This window comes from Bacillus sp. UNC438CL73TsuS30 (genome assembly GCF_000482325.1).
Lineage (GTDB): Bacteria > Bacillota > Bacilli > Bacillales > Cytobacillaceae > Neobacillus.
The window spans coordinates 53,602-70,018 of record NZ_AXVA01000026.1 but is presented as its reverse complement, the minus strand read 5'-3'; the positions used below and the strand labels follow the sequence as shown (position 1 = coordinate 70,018).

14 protein-coding genes are annotated in these 16,417 nt (G+C 40.0%); all 14 read right to left on the bottom strand.

The annotated features are described in order from the left end of the window. Window positions 1-103 precede the first annotated feature (103 nt). The gene (locus tag M028_RS0110560) at window positions 104-1,303 is read right to left on the bottom strand and encodes a helix-turn-helix transcriptional regulator (RefSeq protein ID WP_026573890.1); all 1,200 of its coding nucleotides are present in this window, start codon (window positions 1,301-1,303) and stop codon (window positions 104-106) included. A gap of 80 nt (window positions 1,304-1,383) precedes the next feature. Next, entirely contained in the window at window positions 1,384-2,943 is a 1,560-nt protein-coding gene (gene hutH, locus M028_RS0110555) for a histidine ammonia-lyase (RefSeq protein ID WP_035424062.1), read from the bottom strand. A gap of 36 nt (window positions 2,944-2,979) precedes the next feature. Next, window positions 2,980-4,353 carry an MFS transporter gene (locus tag M028_RS0110550; protein ID WP_026573888.1) on the bottom strand — a complete coding sequence of 458 codons (1,374 nt, stop codon included), beginning with the start codon at window positions 4,351-4,353 and terminating at the stop codon, window positions 2,980-2,982. A 413-nt stretch (window positions 4,354-4,766) separates the two neighbouring features. Further along, entirely contained in the window at window positions 4,767-5,009 is a 243-nt protein-coding gene (locus M028_RS0110545; RefSeq protein ID WP_269320928.1) for an aromatic amino acid lyase, read from the bottom strand. An 83-nt stretch (window positions 5,010-5,092) separates the two neighbouring features. Beyond that, the gene (locus M028_RS29785; RefSeq protein WP_231510797.1) at window positions 5,093-6,466 is read right to left on the bottom strand and encodes an MFS transporter; all 1,374 of its coding nucleotides are present in this window, start codon (window positions 6,464-6,466) and stop codon (window positions 5,093-5,095) included. A 290-nt stretch (window positions 6,467-6,756) separates the two neighbouring features. Next, on the bottom strand, window positions 6,757-6,966 hold the full coding sequence (locus M028_RS0110535; protein ID WP_026573886.1) for an aspartyl-phosphate phosphatase Spo0E family protein: 210 nt from the start codon (window positions 6,964-6,966) through the stop codon (window positions 6,757-6,759). A gap of 439 nt (window positions 6,967-7,405) precedes the next feature. Beyond that, window positions 7,406-8,044, bottom strand: coding sequence for an MIP/aquaporin family protein (locus tag M028_RS0110530; protein WP_026573885.1), 639 nt, complete (start codon window positions 8,042-8,044; stop codon window positions 7,406-7,408). Window positions 8,045-8,219: 175 nt separating this feature from the next. Beyond that, on the bottom strand, window positions 8,220-8,630 hold the full coding sequence (locus M028_RS0110525) for a GlcG/HbpS family heme-binding protein (RefSeq protein WP_026573884.1): 411 nt from the start codon (window positions 8,628-8,630) through the stop codon (window positions 8,220-8,222). 147 nt (window positions 8,631-8,777) lie between these two features. After that, window positions 8,778-10,295 carry an aromatic amino acid ammonia-lyase gene (locus M028_RS29780; protein WP_051590999.1) on the bottom strand — a complete coding sequence of 506 codons (1,518 nt, stop codon included), beginning with the start codon at window positions 10,293-10,295 and terminating at the stop codon, window positions 8,778-8,780. Window positions 10,296-10,321: 26 nt separating this feature from the next. Next, window positions 10,322-10,975 carry a hypothetical protein gene (locus M028_RS0110515; RefSeq protein ID WP_026573883.1) on the bottom strand — a complete coding sequence of 218 codons (654 nt, stop codon included), beginning with the start codon at window positions 10,973-10,975 and terminating at the stop codon, window positions 10,322-10,324. A gap of 259 nt (window positions 10,976-11,234) precedes the next feature. Continuing rightward, window positions 11,235-12,866 carry a helix-turn-helix domain-containing protein gene (locus M028_RS0110510; RefSeq protein ID WP_026573882.1) on the bottom strand — a complete coding sequence of 544 codons (1,632 nt, stop codon included), beginning with the start codon at window positions 12,864-12,866 and terminating at the stop codon, window positions 11,235-11,237. Window positions 12,867-13,359: 493 nt separating this feature from the next. Next, window positions 13,360-14,481, bottom strand: a complete 1,122-nt coding sequence (solA, locus tag M028_RS0110505) for an N-methyl-L-tryptophan oxidase (RefSeq protein ID WP_026573881.1) — start codon at window positions 14,479-14,481, stop codon at window positions 13,360-13,362. A gap of 205 nt (window positions 14,482-14,686) precedes the next feature. After that, the gene (locus M028_RS0110500; protein ID WP_231510796.1) at window positions 14,687-15,391 is read right to left on the bottom strand and encodes a hypothetical protein; all 705 of its coding nucleotides are present in this window, start codon (window positions 15,389-15,391) and stop codon (window positions 14,687-14,689) included. Between the two features lie 131 nt (window positions 15,392-15,522). Beyond that, window positions 15,523-16,149 carry a metal-dependent hydrolase gene (locus M028_RS0110495; protein ID WP_026573879.1) on the bottom strand — a complete coding sequence of 209 codons (627 nt, stop codon included), beginning with the start codon at window positions 16,147-16,149 and terminating at the stop codon, window positions 15,523-15,525. Between the last annotated feature and the right edge of the window lie 268 nt (window positions 16,150-16,417).

Genomic DNA, 16,417 nt, shown 5'->3' with positions numbered 1-16,417 from the left:
AATATGTTGATAAGTTATGGAGGTAAGGGCGTTTTCACTAATTTTTTTAGTATACACCCAGTAAAATATTACAAAGTTGGATTTATTATAATCTAAATAACAGTCAAGCACCCTTATTACGATTACTCATTAATCGCCGATATTCGGTTGGGCTCGAATGGATATATTTTTTAAATAATCGGCTAAAGTAATTGGAATCCTCGAAACCCACTTGATTCGCAATTTCCTGCACGGATGAGTCTGTCTTTTCTAAATAGAATAAGGATTTATCAATTCGCAGCTTATTAAAAAAATCCATGACACTGGTTCCCACTTCTTTTTTAAAAAGATGGCTAAAATGATATCTGCTTAAGTGACAATAATGGGCGATATCTTCTAAAGAAACTTCTTTTTGATGATTCTCTTTCATATACCGAATCGCGTGTTTAATATTGGGTGAAACATCACCAATATTGATATTTTCTACCTGTTCGGTTAACCATTCTGCATACTTACAAACCTTCATAACAAATTTGTCATATCGGATCGTATGATAGAGATCTTGAATGACATTTGCCGTGTTGGTCAATATCGCGACCGGACTTACTCCGGCTTCTAAAACAATTCTAGACATCATCATGAGCAGATCAATGACCTCAGATTTAAAAACCTCTTCATTATAGTTATAAATCTTAGCAACCCTCTCCATGATTCCTTTCATTTGGGTCACAACCCCTTCTGTGTGCCCAATTCTAACAATAGAAAATAGTTCTGACTTTTCTTTCGTTAAAGGAATCTTTAAGGATTCCACCATGTTTTTTCTCATATCTGTGTGAAAAATTAATTTATTCCCATGAAAAAACCTTCCGGACATTGATTTCTTTGCCTCTTCAAATGAACAAATGAGAGAAACTGGGTCATCATAAAAATTCCCTATCCCAATTGATACATGTATGCCAATTTGATCGGATCCTTTTTGAATCTCTTCAGCCAGTAAAAGGATTTCCCTTTTTCTATCCTGTGTAGATACCTCATGAAAATCCAGTAAGAGCGCCAGAACCCCCTCTTCTGTCCATGCCCATAAAAATGGAACAGGTAAGAGGATATCTAATTGTTCCACAAGCTTCCGCCCAACATTTATTTTCCATTCAACCGGTTTTCCGTCAGCTAAATCCGGATAACGATCCATCGAAACTAAAACCACTATATTAGGCTGAATATTCACGCCGTACTTTTCTTGCAAAACTTCAAAAGGTGCCACGTGTACAAAGGTCCCTGAAAGCAGTAGCTGTGCAAAAGATATTTGTGTCAGTTCCTCGACCATATTCTAAGCCCCCAAAAAGAATAGAAGCTATTCTACTCGAATGAAGATGAGTAAAAAAGCTTCCATTATTCTAGACATTCCTACCAATCTAGTTTTCCCATTACTAATTCGACAGCGTTTAGGATTTCTCCTTCACTTATCAGGTTGGTAATAAATTGAATATCTGGATAGAAATATCGATCTTCTTCTACCGTTGGAACCGCACTCCTGATGAGCTTATAAACCTTTTGGCTGACGGGTGAAGGTTTTAGAGGTCGATGAAAATCCAACGCTTGGACAGCTGCCATCAGTTCAAGCCCTAAAATATTCTCCAGCTTTTTGGCAACTTGATAGGCCTTTTTTGCGGCAAAATAAGCAAAACTGACAACATCCTCCTGATTAGCACAGGTTGGTGTATTATCAACCGTTGCGGGATGTGCAAGAACCCTTATTTCATTCAGCAGCCCTGCTGCCGTATACTGTGGAATCATATAACCGCTATTTAAGCCTGGTTTAGCTACTAGAAAATTCGGAAGTTCACTTACATGATAGTTAACGAGACGGTCTAGTCTTCTCTCTGAAACCTTTGCTAGATTGGCCATTGCGATGGCCATCGTATCCGCATAGATACCGACGAACGTTCCATCGAAATTCCCTCCCATAAGGGCATCTCCCTGATTCTCTGTAATAATCAGTGGATTGTCACTTGATGAGTTTATCTCATTACATATGGTAAATTCCGCATCTTTTAAAACCTTTTTTACAGCTCCATGGGCTTGAGGAATACATCTTAGGCTAAGGGCATCCTGTAATCGGTAATCCTGATATTTTTCAGCAATCTCACTGCCTTGCAGCATTTTTACAATGTTTCGAGCTGTGCCAGCTTGTTCAACATGTCTCTTAACTTCATGTGTTCGTGGATCAAAGGCTTTAAGGGTTCCCTTTAACGCTTCTAGAGACAACGCACCAGCAATATCCGCTGTTTTTGTCACCTGAATACTGTTATAGAGTGCTAATGAGGCGAAAGCAGTGACCGAGGTCGTCCCACTTGTAAGGGCTAATCCTTCCTTACAGCCTAATGATACTGGCTGTAAACCAGCTTTTTCTAACGCCTCACTCCCGGGAATCAGCTCACCATTATACCAGGCTTTTCCTTCTCCTATTAACACTAACGCCATATGGGCTTCTGGAGATAAATACCCGACTGACCCTTCCCCAGGGGCAAAAGGAGTAATTTGGTGATTGAGCAGCGACCTTAAAAGTTCTAAAGTCGCTAACTTTACACCAGAAAAACCATTCCCTAAGTTCACTAGAATCATGAATTGGATGGCTCTTACCACTTCTTTTTCCAACGGAGCACCAACCGAAACGGCATGAGAACGAATGATATTTTTTTGAAGGGTCTCGGCATCTTCAGCGGAGATATTTTGGGTAACATTACTGCCAAATCCCGTTGTGACCCCGTAAATGACCCGCTCTTCTTCCAAAAACTTTTCAATGACGGATCGCGAAAGATTGACCTGGTCGCAGTATTCTTGTGAAAATAAAACCTCTGCATCATATCTAGCAACAGCAATGATTTCATTTATGGAAACATCTCCATCACCCAAAGTAACTTTTTTTATTTCCTTTGGGCGGGTATTTGATTCCGTAGTAATCATCCCTTATTTCCCCCTTTCATGACCAAGAAATGAATGTTATTTGACTGCTTCAACACTCTTTCCCTCTCCATTTAGACTAATTGCAACGTCTAGATTTGGATCACTCGCTTCATTCAAGCCAAGTGATTTCGTTTCAGGTGCCCAGAAAATCGAGACAACGGTACCAATCAATAAGATAATGGACATAACGATCATCGATGTGGTCATTCCAAAGGAACTTACACTAATCGGCAAAAGGAATGTTCCAATCGCTGAACCGATTCGGCTGATTGCCGTAACCATCCCAACGCCTGTACCACGAATTTCCGTTGGGAATAATTCTGCTGGGTAAACAAGAGTTAAATTGGAAGCTGCCGCCATAACAAAGGTGAAAATGACGAAAATCATAATCGAAAAACCATGCGATCCTGCTGGCAAAAGACTTAGAACAAATAAGGAAATTGTTAGGATAATAAAGGTATAAATGGTAAAACCGCGGCGTGAGAGCTTTTCTGTACACCATAAACCTGCGATTGAACCCACAAGAAGGAATAGATTTAACAGCATATCAACCGTAAAGGTTTCTTCAAAGCCCATTTTCTCTAAAATGGTCGGAAGGAAAGTATAAATAGCAAAGTATGGGACTACCTGACATACATAGAATAGGCCGCCAAATGCCGTGCGTTTCCAAAGATGTTTGTTGAAAAGATCCTTCATTCCATAATTGGTGGCAGCATCTTGCGAAATCGTTTCATCCATTACGGCATGAGGACCAATATATTTTTTCACAATTTCTCTTGCCTCTTCTTTTCGACCCATTTTCACAAGCCATCTTGGAGATTCAGGAGTTCCAATCCGCATTACTAAAACAATGACAGCAGGAACGACTGCACTCACAAGCATCCAACGCCAAGAGTCAGGTCCCATTTTTCCAAGATAATATCCTACAACATTGGAAAGCACATAACCAACGGTCCATAAAACATTTAAGGATGATAATAGAAGACCTCTGTACTTTCTTGGTGCAAATTCAGCAAGTAATGTAGAACCTACTGCATAATCCCCGCCAAGAGCAATCCCGATTAAAATCCTTAGTATGAAAAGTGTGACGGGATCATTCACAAAAAATTGCAAAGCAGAAGCTATGGTAATAATGACAAAATTAGATAAGAAGATTTTCTGTCTGCCAATTTTATCGGAAAGTCCGCCAAGCAAAAGACTTCCAAAGAATAATCCGATTAAGGCTGAGCTTCCAATTAATCCATTCCACAATGGACCAAGATGCATTTGCGGACTAAGCAGACTAAGGGCCATTCCAATGATTCCAAGAGCATATCCATCCGAAAAATTGGAACCAAAGGTTAGTGCTGTAATTTTTATATGAAACTTATTTAGCGGAGCGTCATCCATCCTATAGGTTTGTTTGTTCACTGGAAATTCCCCTCTTTGATTTTTGATTTTTCAGATATCCAATTCCAAAAAAATAAACGTATCGACTCAATCCTCCCCCACAGCTAGCAATTAAAGCGTTTCCAATTGATTAATAAACTAGTAAATAATTAATCAATTAGTGTGATAAAGCAATTATATCTATTTTTAAATTATTTGACTCTAGAGGATATTTCGAAATATTAGCACAATATTGCTATTTTTAAAAATCCCTTCCCATAAAAATTTCCATTCCCCCAAATCGCTAATCCTGTTCCAATAATTGCAGTTGCAAAAACTAGCCAAAATCAAACTTTGCTTGGAAGATATCTTGAATAGTCGGCTACAAATGGTGTATATGTTAATTGCCCCGTCGCTGCTATACTTACCATTAAAGCGTTAAACCATAACAGAATTTATTCTACATTAGATAAGGAGGGATAAATAGTTAAGGCCATATGGGCTTCCAGAGATAAATATCCAACCGACCCTTCTCCATGGGCAAAGGGAACAATTTGGTGATTGAGCAGCGACCTTAAAAGTTCTAAAGTCGCTAACTTTACACCAGATAAACCATTTTCTAAATTCTCTAGAATCATGAATTGAATGGCTCTTACAACTTCTTTTTCCAACGGAGCACCAACAGATACTGCATGTATTTTTTTTGAAGGGCTTATTTGATACGTTCCTAATCATTCCTTACTTACTCCCTACATGTTCTGGTATGACCAAGAAATGAATGTTATCTTCCTGCTTCAACACTGTTCCCCTCTCCATTTATGTTAATAGCAACGTTTAGATTTGGATCACTCGCTTCATTCAAGCCAAGTGATTTAGTTTCTGGTGCCCATGCAATCGAGACAACCGTTCCAATCAATAAGATAATTGTCATTGCAATCATTGATGTTGTCATTCCAAAGGAGCTTACACTAATCGGCAAAAAGAATGTTCCAATTGCTGAACCGATACGGCTTATCGCTGTAACTACCCCAACGCCAGTTCCACGAATTTCAGTTGGGAATAATTCTGCCGGATAGACGATTGTTAGATTTGAAGCTGCAGACATAACAAAGGTGAAGATGACAAACACCATGATCGCAAAACCGTGCGATCCTGCTGGCAGGAGACTTAGAACAAATAAGGAAACGGTCAGGATAATAAAGCTATAAATGGTAAAACCGCGGCGTGAGAGCTTTTCTGTACACCATAATCCGGCGATTGCCCCAACAAGAAGGAATAGATTTAATAGCATATCAACCGTAAAGGTTTCTTCAAAGCCCATTTTTTCCAATATAGTTGGGAGGAAAGTATAAATAGCAAAGTAAGGAACGACCTGACATACATAGAATAGACCTCCAAAAGCAGTGCGTTTCCAAAGCTGTTTGTTGAAAAGATCCTTGAACCCATAATGAGTGGCTGCATCTTGCAAAATATTCTCCTCCATTACTGCATTAGGACCAAGATATTTTCTAACGATTTCTCTTGCCTCTTCTTTTCTCCCCATTTTCACAAGCCATCTTGGAGATTCAGGAGTTCCAATACGCATAACTAAAACAATTACAGCAGGAACCACTGCACTAACAAGCATCCAGCGCCAAGAGTCAGGTCCCATCTTTCCAAGATAATATCCAACAACATTGGAAAGGACATAACCAACTGTCCATAAAACATTTAAGGATGATAATAGAACGCCTCTGTACTTTCTCGGTGCAAATTCCGCAAGTAAAGTAGAACCCACTGCATAATCCCCACCAAGAGCAATACCGATTAAGATCCGCAGGATGAAAAGCGTGACTGGATCATTTACAAAAAATTGTAAAGCAGATGCTACTGTAATAATGACAAAATTGGATAAGAAGATTTTCTGTCTGCCAATTTTATCAGAAAGTCCGCCAAGCAAAAGGCTTCCAAAGAATAATCCAATTAAGGCTGAGCTTCCAATTAATCCATTCCACAATGGACCAAGATGCATTTGTGGACTAAGGAGACTAAGGGCCATCCCAATGATCCCAAGAGCATATCCATCAGAAAAATTAGAACCAAAGGTCAGTGCTGTAATCCTAATATGAAACTTATTTAGCGGAGCGTCATCCATTTTATAGGTTTGTTCGTTCACCGGAAATTCCCCTCTTTTTTTGAATTTTCAGATATTTAAACCAAAAAAAATAAATAAATTAAACAAATCCTCACCTAATAGCCATATATTAAAGCGTTTCCAATTGATTAGTAATTAATTAATCAATTAGTGTGGTGATAAATCAATTATATCTATTTTTAAATCCATTTGACTCTAGGAGTCTCACCAACATTTCACGGAAAAACATACGCTAAACAAAATTCGACAAGCAAATTTGTTTTCAGCGTTTTGTTGGTAGTACCCCCCTAGTTGCCTCATATCTATCCCTTTTATTCAGGGATAGATATTTCTGTTTGGGACTGTTTTAATTTTAATGATTTTTTCATGAAATCGATAATGCGAATGTCCAGTTGTTGACTGATCTCTAACACGTTAGGATGTTGAAAATTGAAATGATGGGATTGAACTGTTTTTTCTAGTAATGATTTTAACTGGTGGATACGAGCATCCACATCAACGTCTACTAATGCCACTATCACGTTTATTCCTGCTTCCTACTATTTTACTAAACTTATTCCTTTTTAAAGCAAAAGTGTGATTTTTCAGATTACTTATAACAGTCAAATCTCAATATCTCATTTGGTTTTATTTTCGTAATAATGCCAGTTAATCAAGAAGCGTCCCATTAAGGTAAACTTCTAACGAGATAATATCTTAATCTAGTTTATATAGGTACTTTCACTATCCAATATGGCTTGTTCAAAATTATAATACTGCTTAACGTTGTAATTCCGCATTTTCCTGACGCTACCAATATTAAAGAAATAAATATTTTAAAAGAGAAGATTTATTAAAAATGAAAGCGAATCTTCCTTAGAGTACAGAAAATCAAAAACCAACTTTTCATTTCCGTAATATGGATTAACATATGTTTTGTCAAAAATCTTTGTACTACCCCATCAGGTTTAGTAAACTCTTTTATTCATGAACCATTTTATAAACGAAAGCTGCTACAATAGCCCCTAATATAGTAGCTACAATGTAGATCCATAAATGTTCCAGGGTTCCAGATACAACAGCAGGACCAAAAGAGCGGGCAGGATTCATGGAAGCACCACTGATCGGACCTGCAAACATAACTTCCAGTCCAACTGTTCCCCCAATTGCTACACCAGCAAAAGATTTTTCTGCTTTTCCATGAACAGCAGAGCAGAAAATTACCATCATAAATACAAAAGTAAGTATGAATTCCAAAACAAAAGATTGTTGCCAAGTATAAAGAGGAAGCGTTGCCCCAAGATGTGCAACATTTCCAAATAGCAATAGTAAAGTTGCACTTGCAATTATCCCGCCAAGTAATTGAGTAATAATATAGAACACCGCATCTAGTATTTGAATATCCCCATTGACCAAAAAGCCGAGTGTAACTGCGGGATTAATGTGAGCACCAGAGATGTGCCCGAATGTATAGATGAGTGCCATAACAACCAAACCAAACGTTAATGCAATTCCTACATGGGTGAGGCTTTTGGTCAATTCGTCAATAACAACGGCTCCCGTACCTGCGAAAATAAGAAAATAAGTACCAATAAACTCCACGATTAATTTTTTCTTCATCATCAAATCCCCTATTTGCAGTTAACAAGTAACCCTTGTGATACACCTAGGTTCAGTCATTCAATTCATGCCTATTAAAATTTTTATAAAATAATATAGCGCCAGTTAAAGAGAGTTGTCTACTCTAACTGACACTATTCTATTAAGATGCTGGCATCAATGCAAGTAGACTTACTTAAATTGTTTCAAACGTAGCAACTGCCGCCTCTGCAACCTGTATATCATGGGGAACTGAGCTTCCGCTTACGCCAACCGCTCCAATAACCTTCCCATCTTTGACAAGTGGAATTCCTCCTCCAAACACGACAAGACGGCCTTGATTTGTCGTATTCAGCCCATACAGCTCGGCTTGAGGAACAGTTGCATCAGCTAAATTTGAGGTTGCCGTTTTGAGAGCTACGGATGTCCACGCTTTATTTTGGGCAATTTCAATACTGGCGAGCCAAGCATCATCCATCCGGTGGCAGGCAACAAAGTTCCCACCTTCATCCACAATTGCTATAACCATTGAGACACCAATCTTTTTCGCTTCAGTTTCCGAGCTTTCAATCAATTTTTTTGCAAGCTCTAACGTCATTTTACCCATTTTTAATCAGTTCCTTTCCAATTTTGACCAATGTACTACAGAAAAAACAAATGGATTAATTGCTTTAAGGCTTGTTTAATAAAAATGTGGAAATCTGAATCTCTCTAAGCTATCAAAATTTGGGATTAGCCTAAGTTCTTCTTTTATTTATTGCAAATGGCCAACCTGAAAACAGTCATTTGACTGTATAAAGTGTTCAATCGCCCGTACCTTTTCTGCCGGCGTTTCCTTGCCATCTATTACCGCTTCCAAGGTATCTTTAATTTGCTGTATAAAAGGACCGGGTTTCACATCAGCGAGCTGAAGTGCGCGTACAGCAACTACCATTTCAATCGCTATCATCGTGCGCCAGATGCTTTCCAGCTTCCGCAGGTTGATGGCGGATTGTGCTGCTGAGGAGCCAATGTCATCAATTCCCTCTGCAGCCATTCCGCTTTGAACAGCTGCCACCTGTGCCAAGCGTGTTGCCTCGCCCGTTAGCGAAATCAATGTATAAGGCAGGATATCAAGCCCGGAATATCCTTCAGCAGATGTTAATCCGGTTGGAAGCCCAGAGAAATGGGAGGAGAGTAGCTTTCCTGCCCGTCGCTCCAACATCACAATGATTCGATAGAGTGCATTCCGCAAGCTATCACAATGCAATACCATCTCTGTCGGATCAAAGTTTCCGTTTGAGAAGAGGTGATTAGCCGACACATCTACCATTGGATTATCCAGAGAATGAGTCAATTCAGCTAGAACGGCCGTCTCAGTCCGGGCTATGGCACCGGCAAGTGCTCCGTGAACCTGCGGAATACATCTGAAAGAGAGCGGATCCTGTATGCTCTGAGGTTGATATTTAGTTTCGTGTAGCATAGCCAGCAGACGTTGTCCCACATTTACAGCTTCCGGACCGCGTTGCCGGATAATGTCTACATTTAATGTGCTACTGTTTGCCCGAAACGCTGCCCATGACAGAGTAGCAGCAACCTCTGACCATTGTGCATCACGCTGGATATCCCAAAGTGCTATACCGGCTACCGCTGCTGAAAAGCTGTTAGCGCCAACTAGAATCAACCCGTCCTTTGGCTGAAGAGTGAGGCGCTCAATACCAGCCTTGGACAAGGCCAAATCCCCCTGCATCCTTGTCCCTTTGTACCAAGCCTCACCTTTTCCAATCAAAACCGTTCCAATATCCGCCAAGGGGGCCAAATCTGCTTCTCCTACCGAGCCAAGCATACGAACGACGGGAATTACCCCTGAATTTAAAAGCGCCAACAATCCAAGAAACGTTTCTGGCGTTACTCCCGATCCACCAGTTGCAAGCGCAGCCAATCGGGCAAACATTGTCCCTCTTACCACATCAAGTGGCGCTTCCGGACCAACGGCAACCGCATGATCCATAATAACTGCCTGGTTATAATCGAGTAGGAGTTCATTAGATACTCGAACCTTTTTGAGCGAACCGAGCCCGGTTGTTAATCCATAAATGGGGGGAGCACTCTCATTAATGAAGTGGTCTACGACTTGGCGGGCCTTTTCAATCTTCTCAACAACTCCGTGCTCTGCTGAAACGGTTGCAAATCCCCTTGCAACGCGAACTAGATCTTGCAGGGTAACCCTGCTGTTAACATCCAAAATCACTTGCCCCTGATTGCTGTCTATACTCGGAGTCAGTTCCATCATTATCGTCTCCCTTTTCTTCATGATTTCTATGATACCGCTGGTGTGGTGAAAACCCCTTGCCAATAACGAATCATGTTTTCACGCAGCTTGCGCGCTCCCCAGATCGCATTAGCACGCAATTCATCCGTTGTACAGTACTTTTGCACAATCGTTTCTCCTAGCTTGGTGTGGAATTCTTCGTCCTTTTTGATTTGTTCGTAGACTCGTGCCAAATCATCCAAGCCAATCCGGCGGCATCCGTCTATCATGAGATCCATTGTCAAAACTGTTGAGGTCTCGGAAACATTCCAGACGGCAACAGCACAGACAAAATCCTTTTCCAATGCCTCCCAGTGAAGATTGTCCCAGCCCTTGTTCTGCTCAGGTGGCGCGGTCGGCACCGTGTAGCCATACTTCTCAATAATTCGGCTTATCAGTTCGTAGTGGCGTGCTTCGTCCCACATATGTTTGCACATTGCGGTAACTAGCCCACGGTCAAATTTGTGCCAATACTTGTTCAACTGCGTTCCAAGGAAAAAGACGTAGGCTATTTCTAACCAATCTCGGGGAATAAGTGATTTTATCACTTCATCACGTGTCAGGTCTTCTCTTGCCCAGAATTTCTCGGCACTTTCTTGAGCAACCTCCATTAATTCCTTTTTTATTGCGTTGAATTCGTTCCAAAACTCATCGTGTTTCATCGTAACTCCTCCTATGAATTTAATTTTTTTACAAGAATGCTCTAATTCTTTTAATGACTTTAACACTGTAAGAATGTTTTAATTCTTGTAATAACTTTACCACCGATTACTTTGATCTAGTAAGGTCATAATTGTACGATATGCTCCCCTTTCTTCTGATTTTTTTCCTTTGTTAAAAAACGCATATATCGCTCCTACGACCTTTTTCTAAAGATCGAACAGGAAAGATATATGCGTTTGCATGATGGTTATTGTGAGATTAATTACAAGAATTCAAATGTGATTGAACCATTGAATTCCGATATTGGCTCGGTGTTTTGCCTACATACATCTTGAACACTCGGCAAAAATAACGTGGATTACCATAACCTACTTCATGAGCAATGTGATACACTGTATAGTTCAGATCCTGGAGCATCGCTTTCGCTTTTTCCATTCGCAGCTGCGTAATATATTCTACAAAGGAGCTGCCAGTTGTACTTTTAAAAATACTGCTGAAATAATTGGGACTCAAATGTACATGATTAGATACCTGTTCTAATGTAATCGGTTTGAAAGCAAACCTCTCAATGTATTGTATTGCTTGTTGAACAGACCGGAGAGTATGCTCGTTGTGATTCACCCAAACCTGCTCTAGAAAGCGGTCAACCACCTCCTCGAACCATTTTTTCATCTCCGCCAAACTTTCGATGGTATTCAATTGTGTCGCATATTGAAGATTCATGGAAAAAATCTCTTTCGTTTCAGCTCCTGCATTGACTGCTGCTCGTACAAATGTCGTCAGTAATTCTAGAATCCGTAATCGAAATGCCTCAGGTTCGATGTTCTTCTGGTCTAGCCAAGTCCGCAGCAGATCTTCAATGCTTTGTTTTACACCGATAAAATCACCCATTGTCAGTTTGCTTGTAATCGACATCACATCCACATTGGGCAGCAGTACTACGTCATTGGAAAAAGGTTTTACATCATTAATGTGAATTACCGAGTCATTACCAGAAAAAAATTTATATTTTTGCGCGTATAGCGCTTCCTGATAGGAAATAGACACATTTCGCGCATCTTCGTAATAATTTCCGATTCCGATGGTCAAAGTATAGCCCATGTTCTCTTTAATGTATGCTTTTAGATTTTCCGCATGGCTTTTAGCAAATTCCTTGTATTCAGTTTCCCTTTTTTGTACAGGAATGGATAACAAAACCGCAAACTTGTCAATGGCCGTACCGATGACCAGCATTTCATCTAACTTAGTGATCAGAAAATTCCGAATAGAAATAATGATGTCATTGCGTATGGAGTTCTGCCATTGCTTATTTTTGTCTTTAGTGAGCCCAATAAAGTTGTCAATTTGAATCACCATTACCGTATTGGGCAAAGAAGTCAACCCTACCAACTTGCTTTTATCCCAAATTTCTTTTGACTGTCTGATATTGCCGTATAAAAGATCGTATGCCAAACTAATCCTAAGCGAAGACATAAACCCTTCGATGTCGCCCTTTGTTTCAGTCCCTCTACGTTGCCATTGCCTTTTACATTCATGGAACAGGCAACAAACCATTTCCTTGTGCAGCGGTTTTTTCAAGCAGTCAATCGCTCCGTTTTTAAAATAACTTCTCATTTCCTCGTCACGGTACTGATCTTTTACAATCACAATTCTTGATTCGGACTGACTGTACTTTAAGTGGTCCAATATTTGCTGTTTCTCATCTTTCAAAAAGCAATCAAAATCAATCACGGTAACAGAGGGATAGGTATCGAAGGACAGCCTCATTTCCAAATAATCTTTGCTGTTGCAAACGTCAAGCACAAAGGGAAAGTCATATTCTGCAATGATATCTCTAATAAGTTCGATAACCTCTATATCGTCCATGACTAACAATACAGTATTCTTCACTCGGAACACACCCTTTCATTCTTACTTAGCTCTGTGTACCTATAATACAAAAATTCCATTTTTTCATCTAGGCTTGATCACAGGGTTGCTGTCATAGACCGCAAAGTAGATATTTAATACTTGAATTATAGGCCGAATAAGACTTTTTTTTATTGTTTATCTTTACCTAAGGTAGAAATATTACATATATAGGGAGAGACAGACATGAAGAGGAGTTGGACAGAAGACGAGCTATTAGAACATTCTCTATAGCCCCAAAATGAACTTGGACAGCTCTAGTTAATTATTTTATAATAACTCAACTTTCGCAGTTGAATCTTAATTAGCAATAATAGAAACATCCCTTATGCGGGAAGACTTAAAGCATATCGTTCTGAATACCATAGGGGCGGTTCCGATGGTTCTCTGAAGAGGTCCACAGAGACAGTTCTCTTGGTCTATTTTTTCATCTCTCTGACAAAAAAAGCCGACAGAACCGTCCCCATGGACATTATCACCTTATTGAAAATCTACTCAAATCGTAATCCGCTTTCCCCTTTGTAACAACCTGGCTGATGACTTCACCAATCACACTTGAAAACTTAAATCCATGCCCCGAAAACCCAGCAGCAATAAACAGATGAGGGTACTGAGGATGCTGATCCAAAATAAAATCTTCATCCGGCGTTAACGTATAAAAACAGGTACTTCCTTTTACCAAAGGGCCATTAGCTCCCGGCATGTATTTCTCTAAAAAGGTACGCATCTCCTGTTCATCATCCGCTCCATACGGGCTTACTGTTTCATCCGGGTCCACCGGTACTCCCCCATCATGGCGGCCGATTTTCACTCCACTTCCACCAATACTCGGAAACCCATAATAATGGGCATTCAGTAAATCAACTGTAAAGGCGGGAAATATGCTAGAATCATATAATTGCCGGTCACATTCCGACCATGAAACGGTTTTCCTGGTGGGCTGAAGCGAGAGATCCAATCCTAACTCCCTTAACAATTTCCCCGACCATGCACCTGCACTTACAACCACAAAATCTGAATGATAGGTGTCATTTGCCGTTGCAATGGTTGCTCCGCTAGAATGAACTTCAATCTTTTCAGCCTTTGTAAACGGAAGTAAGGTCATACCATTTTCCAGACCCAAGTCTCGAAAAGCCTGTATGCATTGTTCACTGTACAGAACGCCTGACCTCGTTTCAAAGCATCCGGTAAACCCTTCTGGGAAGGAAATACCCGGCCATCGATACGTCATCTCCTCACTAGATAAGACCTCAAAAGGCAAAGAATACTCCTTGCCGCTATGGATCGCTCCTTTTATAAAAGGGGAGCCTGGTGCTCCAACACCTAGCACCCCGGTTTGGAGAAATAATCGTTTATTCGATTCCGCCTGAAGCTGTTCCCATAATTCCTGTGCTCGTAATACGAGGGGAACATACTGTTTCCCTTCCCCATACGCATGGCGGATAATCCTTGTTTCCCCATGATGGCTTCCCTGATCATGCGGTGGATTGTTTTGGTCTAGAAGCAAGGTTTTGATGCCCAGCTTGGATAAATAATATCCCGCAGCCATTCCCATAGACCCTGCTCCAACAATAATCACATCATAATGTTTTCCCATCTGCGTTCCCCCTCCCTTGTAATCTTCTACATAATAAAATTAATTCCTTTACTATTAATAAAATACATCGGAAAGGCTTTCCCTTACAACTCCAACAGGAAAAGCAGATTTGAAAAGGAAATCTGAAAACAATAAAATAAGCATCGAAATCGATGCTTATTTTGCATGTTAAAATCATATATTTTCAACTTAATAAAATACCAGTTTATCGATCGCATCTGTACTTGAACTTAGGCTCTGTCTGAATATAATAAGCATTTCTTACCTCTGCACTCCAATTGGCAAAGGCTTCTCTCCATTCAATGGTATTAAAGAATTCATCAACCGTTTGATTTTCAGAATCCCAAACAATAAAGGTGTTGAGCGGGGCAATGCCGCCTGACCAAATTCCATTATTGGCGTCCGTATTATCTTCCCTTACTAATAATATAGGCAGACCAAATTGGAAAGCCATAGAAGGTTCTACTTGTGAATATACGGATCCTTCCCAGAACGGAGGGGTCGATGGGGATGGTCCTTCATTCGTTTCAACGACCTCAACGAGAAATCGACGAAAGTTCATGGTCAACATTCCATAACTTGATGAAACCAACCGGCGAATATCCGTTAAAATGGATTCAGGATAACTTTCACTTAATGGTAAGGTACGCGGAAAAAGCAAAGCATTCTCAATATCTAATATGAGACGGTTTAGAAACATGCTTTGATTGTCATTTAAATGTGTGGTCGTACTTAAGAATATCGGAATGCGATAGGCTCGCTCAATAACTTCTTGGTGTTTAGCTTTATATTGTTCTTTACTGCTAGGATAGGCATACTCAACGCCTTCTTGGTGTTTATCTTTATTTTTTTCTTTACTACTGGGAATACGATTGTCTTGGTTACCTTTATGTTTGTCTCTACTCCCCACTGTCTTTTCCCCTTTTTATTAATACTTTAAGTTGACCACTTTTTGGCATTCTTCATGGGTGCCAATAACATTTAATGCAACAGGTTTGAAAGATGTGTGGGAAAGGAGTTATTTTCAAGGTAAATTACAATCTATAGTTCCATCGATGAAATAGGTAAAAACAACTTAACGCCCCGCTTGTTACATGGCAATATTTTCAAATCAGCAACCAGATGACTAATGTATCCTAGAATGCATGTATAAAAGACACCGTCCATTCCGAGTGACGCTTCTAACTTTGAAGCAATCACCCCGAAGAAAATCACTCCCAATATCGAATGGGTATAGCTGCGATGTGGAACAAAGGACGCAATTAAAATATATATCCCCAGTAGAATCAACCACATTTCCTTTAAAGAGAATCCACCCGCTAGTACACCGATTCCGGTAAGGGTCAACATATGCTTTTGCTTGATCTTCGTCGATACCACCATCATCACCAAGCCAATCCCAATCCCCAACCATTTTTCTCTCCCTGCCCCCTCAAAAAAGCTATAAAGGATCATCAAAATTCCAATCAACTGTGCCACCAGTTGGATCACCTGATGGGATAAGGTAATTTTTTCACGAAGTTTCCCATCAATGTCAAGGTCGGGGACTAATCCCGAAACCCCACCCAATCCTATTAAAAATAGAGTCGTAGAAGGGGAGGCCTGTATAGTGTTGGCAACAACAAAACCTGTCGCTGCCCCAATTGCTGCATGTGCTGTTCCATTCAATCGAAAATCCACCTCTAACTAAATTTTTCTAAAAACACCATTGTCTTCATTCTACAACAAAACAGGTGTTCTGTTTAGCTTTAATTTAGGAATGCACGTTCATGTTCCTGATGTATTTAACTTTATCAGCCAGTTTTTCACTTTTATCCTCCACTTCCCTCCTTTTATCTTCCACTCTCTATTAAAACTACTAAACCCCCATGTATTTCTCTCAAAATAGGTCTCTTTTCAAAAGATAATCACCATTTTCAGTAAAATCCTACTCCGC